19 protein-coding genes are annotated in these 20,821 nt (G+C 64.2%); 7 read left to right on the top strand and 12 right to left on the bottom strand.

Going from position 1 to position 20,821, the window contains the following annotated elements; translation table 11 throughout:
- Positions 1-53: 53 nt before the first annotated feature.
- Entirely contained in the window at positions 54-575 is a 522-nt protein-coding gene (locus tag GGD62_RS29040; RefSeq protein ID WP_026202636.1) for a hypothetical protein, read from the bottom strand.
- A gap of 315 nt (positions 576-890) precedes the next feature.
- On the opposite strand from GGD62_RS29040, the gene groES reads away from it, so the two are divergent.
- From groES to GGD62_RS29025, 3 genes are all read left to right on the top strand, one after another.
- A complete protein-coding gene (gene groES / locus GGD62_RS29035; RefSeq protein ID WP_018321905.1) occupies positions 891-1,187 on the top strand; it encodes a co-chaperone GroES in 297 nt (98 codons plus the stop codon).
- Positions 1,188-1,334: 147 nt separating this feature from the next.
- Positions 1,335-2,966, top strand: coding sequence for a chaperonin GroEL (groL, locus tag GGD62_RS29030; protein WP_018321904.1), 1,632 nt, complete (start codon positions 1,335-1,337; stop codon positions 2,964-2,966).
- 200 nt (positions 2,967-3,166) lie between these two features.
- Entirely contained in the window at positions 3,167-4,378 is a 1,212-nt protein-coding gene (locus GGD62_RS29025) for a hypothetical protein (protein ID WP_183711589.1), read from the top strand.
- Between the two features lie 130 nt (positions 4,379-4,508).
- On the opposite strand, the gene GGD62_RS29020 is transcribed toward GGD62_RS29025, so the two are convergent.
- Together GGD62_RS29020 and GGD62_RS29015 are read right to left on the bottom strand one after the other, a co-directional pair.
- Positions 4,509-4,907 (bottom strand): META domain-containing protein, encoded by a 399-nt coding sequence (locus tag GGD62_RS29020; RefSeq protein ID WP_183711588.1) that lies wholly within the window; start codon positions 4,905-4,907, stop codon positions 4,509-4,511.
- Positions 4,908-5,066: 159 nt separating this feature from the next.
- On the bottom strand, positions 5,067-6,731 hold the full coding sequence (locus tag GGD62_RS29015) for an L-lactate permease (RefSeq protein ID WP_018321901.1): 1,665 nt from the start codon (positions 6,729-6,731) through the stop codon (positions 5,067-5,069).
- Between the two features lie 315 nt (positions 6,732-7,046).
- Here GGD62_RS29015 and GGD62_RS29010 point away from each other — a divergent pair, with 315 nt between their 5' ends.
- Positions 7,047-8,807, top strand: a complete 1,761-nt coding sequence (locus GGD62_RS29010) for an ABC transporter ATP-binding protein/permease (RefSeq protein ID WP_183711587.1) — start codon at positions 7,047-7,049, stop codon at positions 8,805-8,807.
- Between the two features lie 102 nt (positions 8,808-8,909).
- Here GGD62_RS29010 and GGD62_RS29005 read toward each other — a convergent pair whose 3' ends face one another.
- From GGD62_RS29005 to GGD62_RS28985, 5 genes are all read right to left on the bottom strand, one after another.
- Positions 8,910-9,926 carry a TorF family putative porin gene (locus tag GGD62_RS29005; RefSeq protein WP_026202635.1) on the bottom strand — a complete coding sequence of 339 codons (1,017 nt, stop codon included), beginning with the start codon at positions 9,924-9,926 and terminating at the stop codon, positions 8,910-8,912.
- A 391-nt stretch (positions 9,927-10,317) separates the two neighbouring features.
- Positions 10,318-10,704 (bottom strand): hypothetical protein, encoded by a 387-nt coding sequence (locus tag GGD62_RS29000; protein ID WP_183711586.1) that lies wholly within the window; start codon positions 10,702-10,704, stop codon positions 10,318-10,320.
- Positions 10,705-10,788: 84 nt separating this feature from the next.
- Positions 10,789-12,111, bottom strand: coding sequence for a glycolate oxidase subunit GlcF (glcF, locus tag GGD62_RS28995; RefSeq protein ID WP_183711584.1), 1,323 nt, complete (start codon positions 12,109-12,111; stop codon positions 10,789-10,791).
- Positions 12,108-13,346 (bottom strand): FAD-binding protein, encoded by a 1,239-nt coding sequence (locus GGD62_RS28990; RefSeq protein WP_183711582.1) that lies wholly within the window; start codon positions 13,344-13,346, stop codon positions 12,108-12,110. Before GGD62_RS28990 ends, glcF begins: the two co-directional genes overlap by 4 nt.
- Before the next feature lie 71 nt (positions 13,347-13,417).
- Positions 13,418-14,911 (bottom strand): FAD-linked oxidase C-terminal domain-containing protein, encoded by a 1,494-nt coding sequence (locus GGD62_RS28985; RefSeq protein WP_018321895.1) that lies wholly within the window; start codon positions 14,909-14,911, stop codon positions 13,418-13,420.
- 229 nt (positions 14,912-15,140) lie between these two features.
- Here GGD62_RS28985 and cycA point away from each other — a divergent pair, with 229 nt between their 5' ends.
- On the top strand, positions 15,141-15,536 hold the full coding sequence (cycA, locus tag GGD62_RS28980; protein ID WP_018321894.1) for a cytochrome c-550 CycA: 396 nt from the start codon (positions 15,141-15,143) through the stop codon (positions 15,534-15,536).
- 1,171 nt (positions 15,537-16,707) lie between these two features.
- Here the strand turns inward: cycA and GGD62_RS28975 are convergent.
- On the bottom strand, positions 16,708-17,664 hold the full coding sequence (locus tag GGD62_RS28975; protein WP_183711580.1) for an alpha/beta fold hydrolase: 957 nt from the start codon (positions 17,662-17,664) through the stop codon (positions 16,708-16,710).
- Between the two features lie 343 nt (positions 17,665-18,007).
- On the opposite strand from GGD62_RS28975, the gene GGD62_RS28970 reads away from it, so the two are divergent.
- The gene (locus tag GGD62_RS28970) at positions 18,008-18,190 is read left to right on the top strand and encodes a hypothetical protein (protein ID WP_038972834.1); all 183 of its coding nucleotides are present in this window, start codon (positions 18,008-18,010) and stop codon (positions 18,188-18,190) included.
- Positions 18,191-18,197: 7 nt separating this feature from the next.
- Here GGD62_RS28970 and GGD62_RS28965 read toward each other — a convergent pair whose 3' ends face one another.
- The 3 genes from GGD62_RS28965 to ykgO form a co-directional block, all read right to left on the bottom strand.
- Positions 18,198-18,458 (bottom strand): hypothetical protein, encoded by a 261-nt coding sequence (locus tag GGD62_RS28965; protein ID WP_026202573.1) that lies wholly within the window; start codon positions 18,456-18,458, stop codon positions 18,198-18,200.
- Positions 18,459-18,598: 140 nt separating this feature from the next.
- On the bottom strand, positions 18,599-19,231 hold the full coding sequence (locus GGD62_RS28960; protein ID WP_183711578.1) for a tetratricopeptide repeat protein: 633 nt from the start codon (positions 19,229-19,231) through the stop codon (positions 18,599-18,601).
- 107 nt (positions 19,232-19,338) lie between these two features.
- Positions 19,339-19,464: a type B 50S ribosomal protein L36 gene (gene ykgO / locus GGD62_RS28955; protein ID WP_006611362.1), complete on the bottom strand. Its 126-nt coding sequence runs from the start codon at positions 19,462-19,464 to the stop codon at positions 19,339-19,341.
- 309 nt (positions 19,465-19,773) lie between these two features.
- On the opposite strand from ykgO, the gene GGD62_RS28950 reads away from it, so the two are divergent.
- The gene (locus GGD62_RS28950; protein WP_018321552.1) at positions 19,774-20,658 is read left to right on the top strand and encodes a 4-hydroxyphenyl-beta-ketoacyl-CoA hydrolase; all 885 of its coding nucleotides are present in this window, start codon (positions 19,774-19,776) and stop codon (positions 20,656-20,658) included.
- Positions 20,659-20,821: the final 163 nt, after the last annotated feature.

Raw genomic sequence — 20,821 nt, 5'->3', positions numbered from 1 at the left:
AGCCGCGGCGTACTGGATGCCCCGCTGTCGCGGAGCATGACGTAGGCGAGAAGCTACGCCCGCGGCGCGCAGCGGACGTAGACCATGTTGCCGTAGCGGGTGGCGGCGTCCTTGTCGATGAAGCGGGTGATCAGGACGCGGCCGTCGAAGGAGATGATTTCGCGGTCCTGCTCGCCGGGGGTCGGACCGGCCGGTCCGATGTAGTTCTTGCCGCTCGGCGAGCCCTTCAGCCGCAGCTCCTGCGGCGTCGCCTGGTCGGCCAGATGCATGATCACGCCGCCGGAGGAGCCGGCGGTGATCACGTAGGGATTTTTGCACTGGGCCCGGGCGGCAGCCTCGGTGCGGGCGCGGTCGGCCGGGTTCTGGAACGAGGCGAGGCCCCAGCGGCCGACGATCTCGTCGGCGCGAATGGTCGCAGGCATTTCGGGCGCGACGCCCGGCTCGGCTTCGGGCGGCGGCGAGGACGACGAGAAGGACGGCAGGCTCATGCCGCCGCCGCAGGCGCCCAGCAGCAGCGCCAGACAAGAGGCGGCGGCCAGATTGGCAACCGTGCGCGCGTGAGCTGAACTGATCATGGCATTCCCCCGAACAAGACCATGGCCGCACCCCTCCTGCAGCCAAGCGCAAAACCGCTGCCGGAGCAATGACGTCCTTTAATACGTCGGCGCCCCGAACAAGTTTCCAGTGCCACCATCCTATATCCGCCTCACCAATCGCTTAACCACCTTTGCTTGACAGGATCGCGGCCAAGCCATATTTCCGAGCCCACTATTAGCACTCGGAAAGCCCGATTGCTAAGCACGCCGTTCGATCCTCGGGATAGGGGGCGGACGGAAGCGCCGCCCCACCCACTTCACTACTTCCGAAGCGAGCCTCCAAAGGGAAACGTCATGGCTAAATCCAAATTTCGTCCGCTGCATGACCGTGTCGTGGTCAAACGTATCGACGCCGAGGAAAAGACCAAGGGCGGCATCATCATTCCGGACAGCGCCAAGGAAAAGCCGTCCCAGGGCGAGGTCGTCGCCGTCGGCCCCGGCGGCCGTGACGAGACCGGCAAGCTGACCCCGATCGACCTCAAGGTCGGCGACCGCGTGCTGTTCGGCAAATGGTCGGGCACCGAGGTCAAGATCGACAACGAAGAGCTCCTGATCATGAAGGAGTCGGACATCATGGGCGTACTGGCCTAAGGCCATCCGCCTGAACAGCCGCTGAATGTCATGCCCGGATCCAGGCGATCCGGGCATCCATCATTCCGCCGGGTTCGGTCCCCGAATCCCGGAATTGATGCGACGGGCGAGCGGCAGACACATCACCACACACGAGGGATTGCTAAAATGGCTGCCAAAGACGTCAAGTTTTCCGGAGACGCGCGCGATCGCATGCTGCGCGGCGTCGACGTTCTTGCCAACGCCGTCAAGGTGACGCTCGGCCCGAAGGGCCGCAACGTCGTCATCGAGAAGAGCTTCGGCGCACCCCGCATCACCAAGGACGGCGTCACCGTCGCCAAGGAGATCGAGCTCGAGGACAAGTTCGAGAACATGGGCGCCCAGATGGTGCGTGAGGTCGCCTCCAAGACCAACGACCTCGCCGGCGACGGCACCACCACCGCCACCGTGCTGGCCCAGGCCATCGTGCGCGAAGGCGCCAAGGCCGTTGCCGCCGGTATGAACCCGATGGACCTCAAGCGCGGCATCGACAGCGCGGTTGCTGCGGTCATCAAGGACATCGAGAAGCGCGCCAAGCCGGTCGCCGCCTCCTCCGAGGTCGCGCAGGTCGGCACCATCTCCGCCAACGGCGATGCCGCCATCGGCAAGATGATCGCCCAGGCGATGCAGAAGGTCGGCAACGAAGGCGTCATCACCGTCGAAGAGAACAAGTCGCTCGACACCGAAGTCGACATCGTCGAGGGCATGAAGTTCGACCGCGGCTATCTCAGCCCCTACTTCGTCACCAACCCCGAGAAGATGACCGCCGAACTCGAGGATGCCTACATCCTCCTGCACGAGAAGAAGCTCTCGGGCCTGCAGGCCATGCTTCCGGTGCTGGAAGCCGTGGTGCAGTCGGGCAAGCCGCTCGTCATCATCGCCGAGGACGTCGAGGGCGAGGCGCTGGCCACCCTGGTCGTCAACCGCCTCCGCGGCGGCCTCAAGGTCGCCGCCGTCAAGGCGCCGGGCTTCGGCGATCGCCGCAAGGCCATGCTCGAGGACCTCGCCATCCTCACCGGCGGCCAGCTCATTTCCGAGGACCTCGGCATGAAGCTCGAGAACGTCACGGTGAAGATGCTGGGCCGCGCCGGCAAGGTCGTGATCGACAAGGAGAACACCACGATCGTCAAGGGCGCCGGCAAGAAGCCGGACATCGAGGCCCGTGTCGGCCAGATCAAGGCGCAGATCGAGGAGACCACCTCGGACTACGACCGTGAGAAGCTCCAGGAGCGCCTCGCCAAGCTGGCCGGCGGCGTCGCGGTGATCCGCGTCGGCGGCGCCACCGAGATCGAGGTCAAGGAGAAGAAGGACCGCGTCGAGGACGCCCTCAACGCCACCCGCGCCGCGGTGCAGGAAGGCATCGTTCCCGGCGGCGGCGTCGCGCTGCTCCGCGCCAAGAAGGCGGTGGGCCGTCTCACCAACGCCAATGCCGACGTCCAGGCCGGCATCAACATCGTGCTGAAGGCGCTGGAGGCTCCGATCCGCCAGATCTCCGAGAACGCGGGCGTGGAAGGCTCGATCGTCGTCGGCAAGATCCTGGAGAACAAGTCCGAGACCTTCGGCTTCGACGCCCAGAACGAGGACTATGTCGACATGGTCGAGAAGGGCATCATCGATCCCGCCAAGGTGGTGCGCACCGCGCTCCAGGACGCCTCCTCCGTGGCCGGCCTGCTGGTCACCACCGAGGCCATGGTCGCCGAAACGCCGAAGAAGGAAGCCCCGCCCGCGATGCCCGCCGGCGGCGGCATGGGCGGCTTCTAAGCCTCCGTTCCGTTACAGTGTTGCGAAGGCCGCCTCCGGGCGGCCTTCTTTTTTGCCGACCCTGCCCCTCCGCTTTCCGATTCAACCGTCGGCCAAAACCCACTACGGTGACGCGCCGATTCGAATTGTTTGGGCATGATCCTCTCGGAAAACCGCTTCACACCTTTCCGGATCATGCCCGTTGCGCGAGGATTTCATCGATGCGTGCGCTTCTGGTTTGTTCGACAGCCGTTTTGGCGGCTCTGCTTGCAGCTTCTCCGCATCCCGCCTCCGCCCAGATGAAGCTGTCGCCGAAGGCCACGATGCCCGGCGGTCCGGAGACGCGCTATTTCACCTCGATCGACGGGCTGATGGACGGCAATGCCGACGTGATCCTGAAGGAGACGCGCCAGGGCAAGACGGTGACGGCGGCCGTGCTCGACGTCTGCTATCCCGTCGCAAAGAATTCCGACCGCAAGGACCGCTTCGTCGTCAATCTCCAGGTCGCGGGCCAGACCCTGACCGGCACCACGCAGAGCATCAGCGAGAAGTCGCCCGTCAGCGTCAAGCTGCTGCGCAAGCAAGCCGGGGACACCTTCGAATTCCGCGGCCAGATCAGCATTGGCCAGGTGGTGACCGAGGTGACCTCGCCCGACAATTCCGATCTCAGCGAGAAGGAATTTCAGGACAACCAGACCTCCGACGACGGCATCACGCCGCAGCCGAAGGATTTCACCGACGTCTCGCCGGAGGCGATCGCGGTCAAGGTCAAGCTCGACGCTGCAACCGACTTCCTGAGGAGCCTGAAGGGCCAGGCGGTCGAGGTGACGCTGGCGAGCCTCACGGTTGGCTGCGATGCCCTGCGCGCAGGCGAGCAGACCATCAACATGTCGGTCGATCCCGAGCGCGCCGGCGCGCTGCTGGCGAAATTCAAGGCGACGCCGGGCGTCACCGCCGCGGGGTGGACTGCGGGCATGACCGAGATGGACCGCACCATTCGCTTCGCCGCGGCCGACTGGCGCGACGGCGACAAGATCAGCAAGGACAAGCTCGCGGCGGCCGTTTCGAACGTTTTGAGCCGGACGCTCGCGGCAAAGCCGGTCTCGCAGAGCTTCAACCCCGCCACGGGCAAGCTCAAGCTGGTCTTCAAGCGGCCGAACCCGGACTTCCCCGCGCTCGATCTCACCGACACGATCGAGGTCGCAGGACTCGTCTCGCCCGACAAGCCGGGCACGACCGACAAGCTCATGCTCTGGATCGGCAGTCCCGCGACGACGACCGCCGACGAGAGCAGCGGCGCCAAGCTCAATCTCTCCGACGACACCTCGGTCGACGAGGAAGGCGAGCAGCCCGACGACAACGGCTCGATCGAGGCGCTCGCGAAGGAGTTGAGGGGGCAGCGCTGGGACGCCGACAAGTCGGTGTGGAAATGACGTCGCCACCAACTCGGTGTCATCGCCCGCGAAGGCGGGCGATCCAGTACTCCGAGACGACTTTAGTTGAATCGAAAAGCCGCAGAGTACTGGATTCCCCGCCTTCGCGGGGAATGACACCGAGCAAGACCTAATTCCCGGTCGTTCTGAACCGCAGCGGCTTGGGGCCGATCAGCGTCAGCACGTCGCCCTGACGCTTCCAGGTCTCGACACTGCTCAGTGCCGCGACCAGATCGTCGTCGGCCTGCGCCCTTGCCGCCGGGCAGGAGCGATCCTGGATCTGGCCGGGGACGAAGATCACGGTGTTGCCGGCGACCGAGAACTGGCCCTTGCCGCCCTTGCACCAGAGCTCGAGCACGACCTCGCCATGGTCGCCGATCTCGATGTTCGGAATTCGCTTCGAGCCTGCTTGCGGCAGCGCTTCCAGCGTCATCTCGGTGCCGAACGGGAAACCGTCCTCGGCACGCGCGACAATGGACATCGCGAGCATTGCAACCGCAGCACACACCAATCGCTTGAGCGAAACCATGAGACCTCTCGTCCGACCTGAGTTGCCGCACCTTCTATAAGACGGCGGCGCCATTGAGAAGATTCGCGCCACCTGGAGCGCGATGAGATTTGATTGGACGCAAAAATCCCCGCGGGGCGGAACCTCGCGGGGATTTGCGTTCGAGCCGGAGTTGGCCTGCTACTTCAGGACCATTGCCGTGAACGGCCAGACATAGGCCTGCAACGTCACGAGCACGCCGACGAGACAGGCCAGCACGATCGAGTGCCAGAACACGAAGCGCAGGATCGTGCCCTCGTGGCCGTACCAGTTGGTGGCAGTGGAGGCGACCACGATCGACTGCGCGTCGATCATCTTGCCCATCACGCCGCCGGATGAGTTCGCCGCGGCCATCAGGACCGGCGACAGGCCGAGCTGCTCGGAGGTGATCTTCTGCAGGTTGCCGAACAGCACGTTGGAGGCGGTGTCCGATCCCGTCAGCGCCACGCCCAGCCAGCCGAGCAGCGTGCCGAAGAAGGGATAGAGCACGCCGGTTGCGGCGAAGGCGAGGCCGAGCGTCGCGTCGACGCCGGAGAGCCGCGTCAAGGTGCCGATCGCCAGCATCGCCGAGATCGTGATCAGCGAGATCGCGCAGAGCCGGATGGTGCGGCCGTACTCGGTTACGAGCTTGCCGGGACCGACGCCCATCAGGACACCGGAGATGATCGCCGCGATCAGCATGCCGGTGCCGGTGAAGGACAGGTAGGTGAAGCCGAACACCGCGCTCTCTTTCGTCGGCGCTGGCGCGACAGGCGGCATCTTGTTGATCATCTGGTGCAGCTCGGGCACGGGATAGTTCCAGACGAAGATCGAATTCGCCCAGGCCTTGAACGCCCCGTTGCCCCAGATCAGCATCACGATGCAGACGATGATCCACGGCAGCAGCGCGCCGAACAGTTCGCTCTGCGTCAGCGGCGTCTTGTCGAGCGGTTTGGCCGCCGCCATGGTGGCTGCCGATTCATCGCGGCCGCGCAGCGCCGGCGACAGCCAGAGCTGCCTGGGCTGCCAGACCTTGAGGAACAGAATCAGCGCGCCCATCGAGATCAGCGACGCACCGATGTCGACGATCCAGGGGTTGATGAAGTTCGAGATCACGAATTGCGGAATCGCGAACGACACGCCGGTGACCAGGATCGCCGGCCAGACATCCTTCATGCCCCTCCAGCCCGCGAACGCCCACACCACCCAGAACGGCACGATCAGCGAGAAGACCGGCAATTGCCGGCCGACCATCGCGCCGAGGATGTAGGGATCGAGCCCGGTGACCGAGGCAAGGCCCTGGATCGGCGTGCCCAGCGCGCCATAGGCGACCGGCGCGGTGTTGGCGATCAGCGACAGGCCGGACGCCGCGAGCGGCGAGAAGCCGAGGCCGATCAGCACGGCACCGGTGATGGCGACCGGCGTGCCGAAGCCCGAGGCGCCCTCGAAGAACGCGCCGAAGGAGAACGCGATCAGCAGCAATTGCAGCCGCCGGTCCTCGGTGACGCCGCCGATGGCGCGCTTGAGCAATTCGAAGCGTCCCGTGCTCACCGTCACCTGGTAGAGGAAGATGACGTTGAGCACGATCCAGCCGATCGGGAAAAAGCCGGTGACGATGCCCAGCACCGAGGCGCGGATCGACATGTTCGCCGGCATGGTGAAGACGAAGATCGTGATCAGATTGGCCACGATCACGGCGATGACCGCCGCGATATGCGCCTGGACGCGGCCGCTCGCGATCAGAACCAGCAGCGTGACGACGGGCACCGCCGCCGCAATCGTCGACAGCACCGGGCTGTTCAGCGGATCATAGACTTGATTCCACATGGTCTTCCTCCCCACGCATGTTTGCGGCAGACGGCCCGCGTGGAGAGCCGGTCCTGCTTGACGCTGGAAGCGATAACCCCCGAGCTGGACGCGAATTCCTCGCGAATGCGGCGGTTCCCGTCCCGCTCACAAGCTCGCGAAATCCCCGAGCACCCCTACCCCGCGCCGTCGAACCCCATGCTAGGGTTGCGGGGTGCGACAAGACAACGCAAATTGCAGACCTTGCGACTTTAGTCTAAGCGCGCCGCTTTTCGCCATTGCCTCAAGTGGTTGGCTCAGGGCATTTGTGCACATCCCCCCAGGAGACCCCGCTCTGTGAAGAACATCAGCGCCACGCTCGCGATCGTCTGGCGAATCGCCGTCCCCTATTTCCGGTCGGAAGACAAATGGGCCGGCCGCGGCCTGCTCGCCGTCGTCGTAGCGATGGAGCTGGTGCTGGTCGCGATCAATGTGCTGCTCAATCAATGGCAGAACCGGTTCTACAGCGCTTTGCAGGCCTACGATCTGCCCGAATTCGTCAAGGAGGTCTGGATCTTCCTTGGGCTTGCCTTCACCTTCGTCGCGCTGGCCGTCTACAAACTCTACCTGAACCAGTGGCTCCAGATCCGCTGGCGGCAATGGCTGACTCAGCACTATCTCGGCGAATGGCTCGAGGGCGCCACGCATTACCGCATGCAGCTCAAGGGCGATGCCGCCGACAATCCGGACCAGCGCATCACCGAGGACGTCAAGAATTTCGTCGAGCAAACGCTGACCATCGGCCTCGGCCTGTTGTCGTCGATCGTGACGCTGGCCTCGTTCGTGGTCATCCTCTGGGGCCTGTCCTACAAGGCCCCCTTGTACATTTACGGCACCGATATCCTCGTGCCCGGTTTTCTGGTCTGGTGCGCCCTGGCCTACGCTATTCTGGGTACCGCGCTGACCCACTGGATCGGCGCCCCGCTCATCAATCTCAATTTCGAGCAGCAGCGCTTTGAGGCCGACTTCCGCTTCAACCTGATCCGCGTGCGCGAAAATTCCGAGCAGATCGCCCTTTTGAAAGGCGAGAACGCGGAGCGAGGGCATCTCTTGCGACGCTTCGGCTTCGTCATCGGCAACTGGTACGAGATCATGGGCCGGACCAAGCGCCTGACCGCCTTCACGGCAAGCTACGGTCAGGCCGCGACGCTCTTTCCCTATGTGGTGGTGGCGCCTGCCTACTTCGCCAAGCGCATCCAGCTCGGCGACATGATGCAGACCGGCTCGGCGTTCGGCAGCGTGCAGGATGCGCTGTCCTTCTTCGTCACCGCCTATCGCTCGCTCGCAGAGTGGCGCGCGGTGATCGCCCGCCTCGATGGCTTCGAGATGTCGGTCAGCTCCGCCGCCTACGGCGCAGCGCTCGAACCGACCATCGACATCGCACCAGCGAACGGCAAGGCCATCGCGCTCGAGCAATTGCTCGTCAAACTGCCGAACGGCGCGCCTCTGGTCGCAGCCGATGCCTTCACGATCCAGCCGTCGGAGCGGGTGCTGGTGACCGGCCCGTCGGGCTCCGGCAAGTCGACACTGTTCCGGGCCATCGCCGGCGTCTGGCCGTTCGGCACCGGCACGATCGCCATTCCCGAGACGTCGAAGCTGATGATGCTGCCGCAGCGGCCGTATTTCCCGATCGGCGCGCTTGGCGACGCCGTCATCTACCCGACCGAGCACGGCTCGGTCCAGCCCGAGAAGATCCGCGACGCCTTGATTGCCGTCGGCCTGCCGCGACTGGCGGACCGGCTCGACGAGCACGGCCACTGGAACCGGACATTGTCGCTCGGCGAACAGCAACGCCTTGGGCTTGCTCGTGCGCTGCTGCACATGCCGGACTATCTCTTCCTCGACGAGGCGACCGCCTCGCTGGACGAGCCGTCCGAGGACCGGCTCTATCGGCTGCTGACGGAGAAGCTGCCGCAGGCCACCATCGTCTCGATCGGTCACCGCTCGACGCTCGACGCCTTCCACACCCGGAAGGTGGCGTTGGTGGAGGACGGCGAGATCCACGTCCTCGGTAAAGCCGGCGAGCCGGCCCGGGCGGAGCCGACCGCAGCGCGCTGAGGGGCCGGCCGGCATCTCGAACTACCAGGGCGGGCCCGCGGGCCCAAAGCAAAAGGGCGGCAGATTGCTCTGCCGCCCTCGTAGATGGTCTCGGGAACAAACTTACTTCAGGTTGGTCATCGCCGTCAGGTCGAACGAGAGCTTGGCGATGCCAGTCGCGCCGCACCACTTGGAGCCGACGCCCGACGGATTGATGCTGCTGTAGCTGCTGCTGAAGGTGGCAGTGTTGTCGCTGGTGAAGGCGTTGCAGTTAGCCTTCGAGAGATCGGTGTCGGAGTAACGGAGATCCAGGGTCATCACCTTGTAGGTGAAGCCGACGCCGACGTTCCAGGTGTTGTAGTCAGCGTATTTGATGCCGTTCGGGAACGGGCCGCCGCCGAGCGGGCTGGCGATGCCGGTGCCGTAGAACGAGTCGGAGGTGCCGAACCACTGACGGCCGAATTCGCCCGACACATACATGCCGACGCCGCTCGAACCGAACGTCGTGCTCGGCGCCGTCCACTTGGCCGTGACCGAGGTGTAGTTGCCCCAGGCGCCGGTGTTGAGGAAGTTCGGCGAATAGAACTCGTTGATGCCGAACGCCCAGTTGTCGTTCACCGTGTAGGTCATCTTGCCGTAGACTTCGAAGAAGCTGACGTCCTTCTTCATGACGTTTCCGTTCGCCAACGCGTTGGCGGCGCATTCTGCGCTGAGCGGATTGCCGGCGGTGTCGAAGCCGGCGCCGTAATAGCAGGTCCCACCCGGATACAGGTAACCCCAGACGCCGATGTCGAAGGCGAAGGCACCGAAGGTCGGGCGGATACCGCCGTAGATGTCGATCTCGGCCGCGGCGCGGTTCGGGAAGGAGATGCTCTCACCGGCCACGCCGACATAGAGCTGGAGGTCCTTGGTGACGTTGTAGCGCGGCTCGAAATAAGCCGCGACCGACGGCTTGTTGTTCGACTGGGTGATACCGCGGAAGACGTAGTTGCTCATGATCGCGCCGCCGAAGGCGATATCCCAGGGGTCGAAGGCGGGTGGCGGCGGGGCTTTCAACGCCTTCACGCGCAAGTCTGCCGCGAAAGCCGAGCCCGTCGTCACCATTGCCAGCGCCGTTGCCAACAAAGCCACTTTTTTCATTTCGATCCCCATCGTCAGTTCTTACCCAGTCGGATCCCGGAAGCCCCCCGGGGCAAACGACTTGTCTGCAAAATTGCGTTACTGCGACAATCTGGATTGAGGGATGGGGACCGTGAAGCAAAAATCACGGGCATCTGCCGACTTTTTGGGCGTTTTGACGATTCCACGAAAGGTTATCGCCCTGTGTGTCTTCTCGATCACATTATTTGCATTGCAAAGTGCACGAAGGGACCGTGCAAGTACGGGGAAGGCAGCTAGCGTGGCAACCGGGCTACGAATCAGGCTGGCGGGGGGAAGAGACGGCTTCGGGAGGTACTTGCGGCGATGCAAAAAGGCCGCGGCGTCACCGCAGCGGCCTTCCCTGTTGGCGATCGCGGTCGCAGGACGGGAGCTAGCTTTGCCCCTCGGCCGGTGCCGCTTCCGCAGAAGACGAAGGCATCGCCCAGCTCGTCTCGGCGGCCGGCTCGGGAGCCGGAGCTGGCGCCGGCGCTGACGGCTTCGGCGCGGGAGCTGCCTTCGCCTTCTTCGGTGCCGCTTTCTTCGCGGCCTTCTTCGGTGCAGCCGGCTTGGCTGCTTTCTTGGCTGCCTTCTTCACAGCCTTCTTGGCGGCCTTCTTTGGGGCGGCCTTCTTCGAAGCTTTCTTGCCAGCTTTCTTGGCAGATTTCCTGGCAGCTTTCTTCGTGGATTTCTTGGCAGACTTCTTCGCGGACTTCTTCGCCGCTACAGCCTTCTTCGCCTTTTTGGCCTTCTTGCTTTTTTTCTTCTTCGCTTTCGCCATCGTGGTCCTCCTGTTGCCGACGAACAATGGTCGATCGGGCGTCGTTCTACCGTCGCCTCCGGAGGAAAGCTCAGGCCTGAAAGCTCAAACTTGCGCGTTCAATGCCGGCCGCGACCCGCCCGTAGCCCAATCGAGAAGCTCAATCGTGTGTACGACCGGAACTGACGTGCCACTGGCAATCTGCACCATGCAGCCGATATTGCCCGCGGCAATCATGTCCGGCTTGACGCTTGCGATGTTGGCGACCTTGCGATCGCGCAACCGGCCCGCAAGCTCGGGCTGGAGAATGTTGTAGGTCCCCGCCGAGCCGCAACACAAATGGCTCTCGGGTACATCTTTCACCACGAATCCATTCTTGGAAAGCAATTCTTTCGGAAGGCCCGTGATTTTCTGCCCATGTTGCAACGAACACGCCGAGTGATAGGCGACGACGATGTTGTCATGTCGCGCAGTCGGCTCGAGTGCGAGGCCGGCGATGTATTCGGTGATGTCCTTGGCGAGCGCGGACACCTTCGCCGCATCGGCGGCGAACGCAGCATCCTCGCGCAGCAGATAGCCGTAGTCCTTGATCACTGTGCCGCAGCCGGACGCCGTCACCAGGATGGCGTCGAGCCCCTCGCCGGCCGCTTCCTTCCGCCAAGCCGCAACGTTGGCTCGCGCCCGCGCCAATGCATCCTGATCGTTGCCGAGGTGATGGGTCAGCGCGCCGCAGCACTGCTCGTCCCGGACCAGGACAACCTCAACGCCGTGGCGGGTGAGAAGACTGATGGCCGCCTGGTTGATGCGCGGCGCCAGGACCTGCTGGGCGCAACCCTGGAGCAGCGCGACCCGGCCGCGCTTCTTGCCGAGCGCCGCGAACACGCTGCCGGCGGCGGGGCCCGGCGGCGGCAGCCGGTGCGGGGCCAGCGCCAGCATCGCCTTGATGCGCTGGATCAGGCCGGGCGTCGCCGAAGGCCGCGGCGTCGGCAGGAACACGGCAAGCGGACGGGCCAGCCGCGCCAGCACCATGCTGATGCGGAAACGCTGCGGATCCGGCAGGACGAAGGCCAGCACCTGACGCAGCAGCCGCTCAGCCAGGGGCCGCTCATAACGCTGCTCGATCCTGACCCGGGCCTGGTCGACGAGATGCATGTAGTTCACCCCTGAGGGGCAGGTCGTCATGCAGGCCAGGCACGACAGGCAGCGGTCGACGTGCTTGACCACCTCCGCCGTCGGCGCCTGGTCCTTCTCCAGCATCTCCTTGATCAGGTAGATGCGGCCGCGCGGACTATCGAGCTCGTCGCCGAGCAGCACATAGGTCGGACAGGTTGCGGTGCAGAAGCCGCAATGGACGCAGGCGCGCAGGATCTTGTCGGCTTCCGCGATGTCGGGATCGGCAAGCTGGGCGAGTGAGAATTCGGTCTTCATGCCACAGCGCCTCGGCTCAAGCGGCCCCGGTTGAGAACGGCCTTTGGATCGAAACTGGCGCGCACCCGCTCGCTCAGGGCGGCAATGCCCGGCGCCTGCGGATGAAAGACGTCGACCTCGCGCCTGACGTCCTCGGCCGCCCGGATCAGCGTGGCGTGACCGCCGACGGCGTTGGCACGCATCCGAACAGCCGGAGCATGCGCGTCGCCCTTTGGCGGCAATGCCGCCCAGATCAGACCGCCGCCCCAATCATAGATCACGTCGCCGCCGGTCTCGCGCGCCAATTGCGAGCCGAGCGCAGCGCCTGAGGCCGGCGGGCAGACGATCCGCCAGACCGGCCAGGCGCCGAGCGCGCCGCTGGCCGCGAACGGCAGCACGTCGCGGATCGTGGCCCACAGCGCGGCAGACGCCGCGTCCTCGATCAGCGTCGCGGTTCCGAACGGCGTCAGCAATTCCCGCAGCGAGTTGGCGCGGTGGGCGGCCGAGGCCGTGATGCCCTCGAGCCGCAGCACTGTCAGCGACTCGTCCTGGCCTGCGAGATCACCAAGCCCGTCGGTCTTGGCCCGGAACGCCGATTTCGGCAGATGCGCGGCACCGGAAACGTCGAAGGGCGAGCCGAGCGCCGCGGTCATCGCCTTGTTGGCGGCGGCATCATCTAACCCGCGCAGCAGCAGCGTCCGCTCGGCCTCGGGCTTGGGCATCACCTTCAGCGTGACCTCGGTCATGACGGACAGCGTGCCCCAGGACCCCGCGAGCAGCTTGCAGAGGTCGTAGCCGGTGACGTTCTTCACCACCTTGCCGCCGGTCTTGAAGCTGTCGCCGAAGCCGGAGACGGCGTGCGCCCCGAGCAAATGGTCGCGCGCCCCGCCCGCCCTGATCCGCCGCGGCCCGGCCAGCCCAGCCGCGATCATGCCGCCGATGGTCCCGAGCGCGGGCGTGCCGAGCAGCGGCGCGGTGTTGACAGGCTCGAACGCGAATTGCTGGTTCTTGGTATCGATCAGCGCCAGCACATCGGCCAGCGGCGCGCCGGCCTGGAGCGTGATGATCAGCTCGTTCGGCTCGTAGGAGGTGACGGCGTTCAGCGCGGAGAGGTCAAGCACGGCATTGGTCGCCATGGCATGACCGATGCCGCGCTTGGAGCCGTGACCGATAATCTCGAGCGGCTGCTCATTGGCAATCGCCGCGCGCACCACCTCTTCGACGTCTTTGGCGTCTCTGACCTTAAGCGTATCCACGACTGAGCCGGTATCCAAGTTTAGAACGGAAAGCAAATTTGGCGGTTGCAGCGAAGGCGCAGCGACCGACGCTAGAACCGCGGGAGATCCGGAAACGCCAGCTTGCCGGCATGCACATGCATGCGGCCGAGCTCGGCGCAGCGGTGCAGAGTCGGAAACACTTTTCCGGGATTGAGCAGGCCTTGCGAATCGAAGGCGCATTTCAGCCGCTGCTGCTGGTTGAGGTCGATCTCGCTGAACATGTCGGGCATCAGGTCGCGCTTCTCGATGCCGACGCCGTGCTCGCCGGTGAGCACGCCGCCGAACTCGACGCAGGCGCGCAGGATATCGGCGCCGAAGGCCTCGGCGCGCTCGATCTCGCCGGGCTTGTTGGCATCGTACAGGATCAGCGGGTGCAGATTGCCGTCACCGGCGTGGAACACGTTGGCGCAGCCGAGCTGGTATTTTTCGCCGAGCTCGCGGATGCGCGCCAGCGCCTTCGGCAGCGCGCCGCGGGGAATGGTGCCGTCCATGCAGAGATAGTCCGGCGAGATCCGGCCGACGGCGGGGAACGCAGCCTTGCGGCCGGCCCAGAACAGATTGCGCTCGGCTTCCGAATTGGAGATCTGCAGCGTTACCGAGCCGCAGCCGCGTGCGATGGTCTCGACGCGCGTGATCAGCTCGTCGACCTCGATCTTGGGCCCGTCGAGTTCGATGATGAGCAGCGCTTCGACATCGAGCGGATAGCCGGCATGGACGAAGGCCTCGGCGGCGTGGATCGCGGGCTTGTCCATCATCTCCATGCCGCCAGGAATGATGCCGGCGCCGATGATCCGCGCCACGCATTCGCCGGCGGCCTCGACCTCGGCGAAGCCGACCATCAACGCACGCGCCGTCTCCGGCTTCTGCAGGATGCGCACCGTGATCTCGGTGATGACGCCGAGCAGCCCTTCCGAGCCGGTGATGACGCCCATCAAATCGTAGCCCGGGTTCTCGCACCCCTTGCCGCCGATGCGCAGGATCTCGCCGCTCATCAGCACGATCTCGCAACCGAGCACGTTGTTGGTGGTCATGCCGTATTTGAGGCAGTGCACGCCGCCGGAATTCTCCGCGACATTGCCGCCGATCGAGCAGGCGATCTGCGAGGACGGGTCGGGCGCGTAATAGAAGCCGGCATGAGCGACCGCCTGGCTGATGGCGAGGTTGGTGACGCCGGGCTCGGTGACGACGACGCGATTGTCGAAATCGATCTCGCGGATGCGCTTGAACTTGCCGAGCCCCAGCAGCACGCCGTCTTCGAGCGGCAGCGCCCCGCCTGAGAGCGATGTGCCGGAGCCGCGGGGCACCACCTTGATACCTTGCCCTGCACAATATTTCAGGATGAGGGAGACCTGCTCGGTCGTATCGGGCAGCACCACGACCATCGGCGGCTGCCGATAGGCCGTCAGCCCGTCGGATTCATAGGCCCGCATCTCCGCAGGCGTATCGATCACGCCTTCGCCGGGCACGATCGCGCGCAATGCAGCAACGATCTCGGCACGCCGCGCGAGCACGGCCTGGTCGCTTGCGGGCATCATGATGGCCATTTTATGGAGCCTTCGTCCGACGGATGGAATTGTTTCGGCAAATCAATCATGTCTTGCCGTCTTTGGGTAGGTCCTCCGAAGGTCTCATTGCTTTGTTGCAGCGCAAGTTCTCTCTGGGGCAAGTCTGCTATCAGGAAACCTGTCAAAGTTTCGCGGCTTGTCCACTTGCATCGAACCTGCCAAAACCACGACCCTCCATCTGACCCGGGAAGAGACGAAGAGCACACTTATGACAAAACTGACTTTCGGCGCGCTGACGATCCTCACCGTCATTGCCACCGCACCCGCCGCGATGGCGCAGGATGTCGCGGCCGGCAAGACATCGTTCAACAAATGCCTGGCCTGCCACGCGATCGGCGAAGGCGCCAAGAACAAGGTCGGCCCCGAGCTCAACGGTCTCAACGGCCGCAAGTCGGGCACGGCTGAGGGCTACAGCTACTCGGACGCGAACAAGAATTCCGGCATCACCTGGGACGAGGCCGTGTTCAAGGAATACATCAAGGACCCCAAGGCCAAGATCCCCGGCACCAAGATGGCGTTCGCCGGCATCAAGAACGAGACCGAGATCAACAATCTCTGGGCCTATGTCTCGCAGTTCGACAAGGACGGGAAGATCAAGCAGTAAGCACGGATCGGTCGACAGCTTCGGCTTCGGTTCTGACCGAGTCAGAACCGAAGCTGCGGCTTTTTGTTTGGCGCGTTTTTTTTGCGCCGTCATTGCGAGCGCAGCGACTTGTCCGCCGAAGCCTTGGCGAAGGCGGAAGCAATCCAGAATCATTCCTCCGAAAGACTCTGGATTGCTTCGTCGCAAGCGCTCCTCGCAATGACGGAGCCAGGGGCGGCATCGCGATGCTCCAATGCATATCCCAGCTGCAGTGCCGTAGGGTGGGCAAAGGCGCATAGCGCCGTGCCCACGACTCTCTCCATGAGCAACAAGGCCTGGGCACGCTGCGCTTTGCCCACCCTACGAGATTGAGATTGTGGCACGCAGCTCAAGTTGCAGACGCGGCATCGCGGCCTCGCGGCGCATTTCGCCCGAGCTTTGCTTGGTCTCGCGACCCTCTAAATCCAAGAGGGCGCAGGGAAGGCCGGGTGCCGGCTGGCACCCGCGGTCTGCTGCGCAATAGGCACACGCAGAAGAACCGCACAGCAGCATACAGGTGGTGCCGATCACTCGGCCTTCCCTGCGCGATGGTTGGACGGCTTATGCCGTGATCTCCCGGGAGCCGACCATTCCTTCTGGCCTCCCTCGCCCCGCGAATTGGATGATGCAGTCTGCCCGGTTGGGCTCGCTCGCATCTTCGCAAGGACTTGACCGTAGCAACGACGGCCAGGACCACACGGTTTTGCCGTACGCGCGGCCCGCCATTTCGCCGCAGTTTTCCCGAGCCCTGTCGACAAAGCCGGAAACTTACAGACGAGACGAAGCCTGGCAGCGCCGCTCGTCCGCACGAAGCCTCGGGCTCACAGGGACTACCCGCCCTGCCCGCGCCTCTCGTGCCGACGCTGCCGCGTCCACCGCAGGCCCGGCTCGCGATGCGTGACGACCACATCGTCGCCCCTCTTGGGTGAGCCGGGATGGGCAACACATACGCCGAAACCGAATTTCGGTAAAGTGGAATATTTTTAGCGAAGCGGATTGACAGCGGGCGACACAGGCACGGTGCCGTAGGGTGGGCAAAGCGAAGCGTGCCCACGTATCTTTCGCGACCGAGAGAGCTCGTGGGCACGGCGCAAATGCGCCTTAGCCCACCCTACGAGAGCTCTACGGGTGCAGCCACTTCGCGCGAAAAAGCTTAATCAGCCGCCGCCTGTGCCGGGGCGATGCTACCGATCATCGTCTCGATTTCCGTCTTCACGAGCTCCGGCACGGCGTTCTGCACCATGTGGCCGAGCTCGGGCAGCACGATCAGCTTCGCATGCGGCACCATGGCCGCGAATGGGCGCGCGTGGATGTTGGTCTTCACCGTCTTGTCGGGCTCGCCGGCAATGATCGTGACCGGCGCAGATATCTCGCCATAGCGCGCGGCTTGCGCAGTCACCGCCTCCTTCAGCGTCACCAGATCATAGGCATTGGCGATGAACTCGCGCGGGCGCAGCAGCAGCGGCGTCGCGGAGTCCTGCACGAATCCATCCGGCATCATCTGCGGCAGGAACACGTTACGCGCGCCGGGCTCGGCCAGAAAGTAGCCGAGCGGCAGGGTGATCGTGTAGGCGAGCAGCGGACCGATCACCGGCGTTGCGATGATCTCGTTGTAACGGCCGACACCGCCGCGCCAGGGATGGGTGACGGGGGCGAGCATGACCAGGCCGGCGACGCGGCCGGGATGATCGAGCGCGATCCGCGCGCCGAGCGCGCCGCTCCAGGAATGCACGACGAAGACCGCGCGATCGATGCCGAGCTTGCCAAGCGCCTCATCGATCATCCGCGCCTGGACCTGCGGCGTCGAATCCTCGCGCCGCGCGCGTGTGCTCCAGCCATGGCCGGGACGGTCGACCAGGATGACGCGATGATCTTTGGCGAGCAGGTCCCCGAGCGGGCGCCGCATCGCTTCGAGATTGGAGCTGGCGCCGTGCAGCATCACGATCGGCAGGCCCGCATCGCGCGGACCGATATCGACGACGTGAAGCGTCGCGCCATCGACCTCGACCATCCCGCCCTGCGGCGGAAAGGCGCGCTGCACGGCGACGATTCCAGCCTGCGTGACCAGCGCCAGCAGAACCAGCGCCGTCACGACTGACATCACGATCATGGAGAGAATCCGGGTGATCCTGGGCACAGGGCAGTTACGGGCGTTATGGGCGGCAGTTTCGCTCCGCCAGCCTTCCGCGCTTGCGCCGAAACTGCCGGGGCTGTGGATATGTGCATAATTGAAGAACGTGAAAACTCAATAGAATCAACAATATTCCAGGAGGACACGCAAGCCTCGGAACAGCTTCATGGGGCCGTCATCGCGGCCTCCATATAATCGCCATGGTCGGTTCCGCCATCTAGGCGCGGGTGGGCGCCGATCCTCCTCGCAGGCCCCGGGGCAACCTCAGGGGATGCGGGAAAGACCGGCAGGATTTGTCCTGATTTGAACCGGAGGATTTTCGATGAGCTTCAGATCGAACGACACTGCGATCGACGAGATCGTGGCGAGCTGCAACGGCGATCTGCGCGGTGCCGTGCGGGCGCTGCTGCTGATCAACGAGCACCTGGAATCGGAGCTTGCAAAGGCTTACGCCGCAGCCGCCGATCGCGGCCTGGTCGAGCGCGGCGGCAACGCCCTGCACTAGATGCAGGCTAGTTCGTGCCGTCCTCGGCTTTTTCCTCGTCCGGCGTAGGCACGGGACAGGCACGGATCGTCGAACGGGCAAGCTTGGCATCGGCCCTCGATTTGTAGGGACCGTCGCCGAACCAGATATCGCCGATGATGACCGGGTTGCTGGTCACGATGTTGCATTTTCCGGTGGCGCGGTTGCCGACCACCCAGAAAAGTCCGTCGGCGAAGCTCACCGTCCCCGACGCGAGCAGCAAGCTACCCGCAAAGATCAAACGCTTCATGGCTTTTGCTCCTGCCATGCAGGTAGGCCTGCGGCGGCGCCGGCAATAGTGCTCACGATGCCGCGCTTCCGATCGTGGTTAATCGGCGCAGGCGGCCATCACTCGGAAGATGATCAAACTATCCGCGTCCGGATCGTGCGCTAGATATCCCGTCCCTCGACCTTCTCGGTCAACGCCTTGACCTGGTCGGGAATCTTTTCGAGATGCGGATTGACGGCGAGCGCCTTGCGATAGGCCTCGAGCGCGCGCTTCTCGTCGCCGACCTCCTGCATGATCATGCCGAGGCCAGCGAGCGCGCCGAAATGGCGCGGCTCCCGGATCAGCACCTGCTGGATGTCCGCGAGCGAACGGCCATAGTCGTTCTGCATGTAATAGAGTGTGGCGCGCCGGTTCCAGGCCTCGATGTAGTCGGGCCGGAGCTTGATGACCGAATCCAAGAGCTTGATCGCGACCTCGATCTTCTTGGCGTCGACCGCGGTCTTGGCGCGTGCCATCAACAGCGCAGCGGTGTCGCTCGGGGTCTGCAGCCAGATCGCCCAGATCCGCGCCTCGACATGCTTGGCGCTGGCCTCGTCGGGCGCCGCCTTCAGCGCGCCGAACAGGAATTCGAGATTCTTGTTGCGATCGACCTTGGGCAGCTTGGCCGGCGCCTCGGGGAGCTTCTTCTGCTTGCCGGGCGGCTCAATCTGCTGTGCCAGGGCCGGGGCAAGGCCGCAGGTTCCCAGCACAAGGGCCAGACACAGGGTGCGCGCGAAGAGGAATCTCACTGCCATGGTCAAAGTCTAAACGCGCAAAGCCGCCCTTGCAAAGCAAAGGCGGCGTCAAACTCGTGTGAGACCGTGGTCTTGCGGGGCGCGCGCGGGCGTCCGGCAGGGCAATATCAGCCCTGACGAGCCTTGAAGCGGCGCTGCACCTTGTTGATCACATAGACCCGGCCCTTGCGGCGGACCAAGCGGTTGGCGCGATGGCGACCGCGCAGCGATTTCAGCGAGTTACGGACCTTCATGGCGGAATCCTGAACGTTCGAAAGGCCGTGTTCGGCACTACCGTTTCGGCACGCGCGAATGTGGCAAAATGAGATTTTTCCCGCCGGCGGACGACCGCCCGGGACGGGGCGGTTCTTAAGGCATGGCGGGAGGTCATGTCAATGTTAACTGCCCCGTTCCGAACCGGCAAATTCGTGAAAACAACCCCATGCACCGTAGGACCGGCCGGATCGGCCCGATTTATCGCAAGGGAATCAGACCTTTCGACGACGTCTTGCCAAATTCGTTATATGATATAATCAATTCGGCAACCCGTCGGGAGGAAACCCATGCCGAAGCTGAAGCTGCCCAATATCGACGATGTCGTCGCCATCGACATCCACACCCACGCCGAGGAGCCCTGCGGCTGCCATCCCGACGACGGCTATGACGATTTCCAGGCGCAGATGGCGGAGTATTTCAAGTCGCCGAACAAGCATCCGCCGACGGTGCCGGAGACCGCGGCCTACTACCGCTCCAAGAACATCGCCGCGGTGATCTTCCCGGTCGATGCCGAGCGCGAGACCGGCTTCCGCCGCTACAACAATTACGAGATGATCGAGGCCGCCTCCGACCATCTCGACGTCCTCATCCCCTTCGTCTCGATCGACCCGCACAAGGGCAAGCTCGGCGCGCGCGAGGCGCGCAAGCTGATCGAGGAATACGGGGTGCGCGGCTTCAAATTCCACCCGACCATGCAGGGCTTCTACGCCAACGACCGCATGGCCTATCCGCTCTATGAAGAGATCAACAATGGCGGCGCGGTCGCGCTCTTCCACACCGGCCAGACCGGCGTCGGCTCGGGCATGCCCGGCGGCATGGGCATGCGGCTGAAATATTCCAACCCGATGTACATGGACGACGTCGCGGCCGATTTCCCCGACCTCAAGATCATCCTCGCCCACCCCTCCTTCCCCTGGCAGGAAGAGGCGCTGTCGGTCGCGACCCACAAGCCGAACGTCTATATCGACCTCTCGGGCTGGTCGCCAAAATACTTCCCGCCGATCCTGGTCCGCTACATCAACTCGATCCTGCAGGACAAGATGCTGTTCGGCTCGGACTGGCCGGTGATCACACCGGACCGCTGGCTGTCGGACTTCGCCAAGATCGAGATCCGCGACGAGATCCGGCCGAAGGTGCTGAAGGCGAACGCGCGGAAGCTGCTGGGGATCTGAAGCGGGTGGGCTGACGTCGGATCGAACTCGGACAATAGCAGCGCTCTCTCCGTTCCCTCCCCCCTTGTGGGCAGGGGAATCGCATATGGGTTTTGTCTAGCTATTGCATTGGAAGGCAAGACGGATTCTGAAGACGACTCCCGGAAGACGGAGGGGGTCGGAT

It is taken from the genome of Bradyrhizobium sp. ERR14 (assembly GCF_014198235.1).
In the GTDB taxonomy this organism is placed as follows: Bacteria; Pseudomonadota; Alphaproteobacteria; order Rhizobiales; family Xanthobacteraceae; genus Bradyrhizobium.
This window is presented reverse-complemented; position numbering and strand designations above follow the sequence as displayed.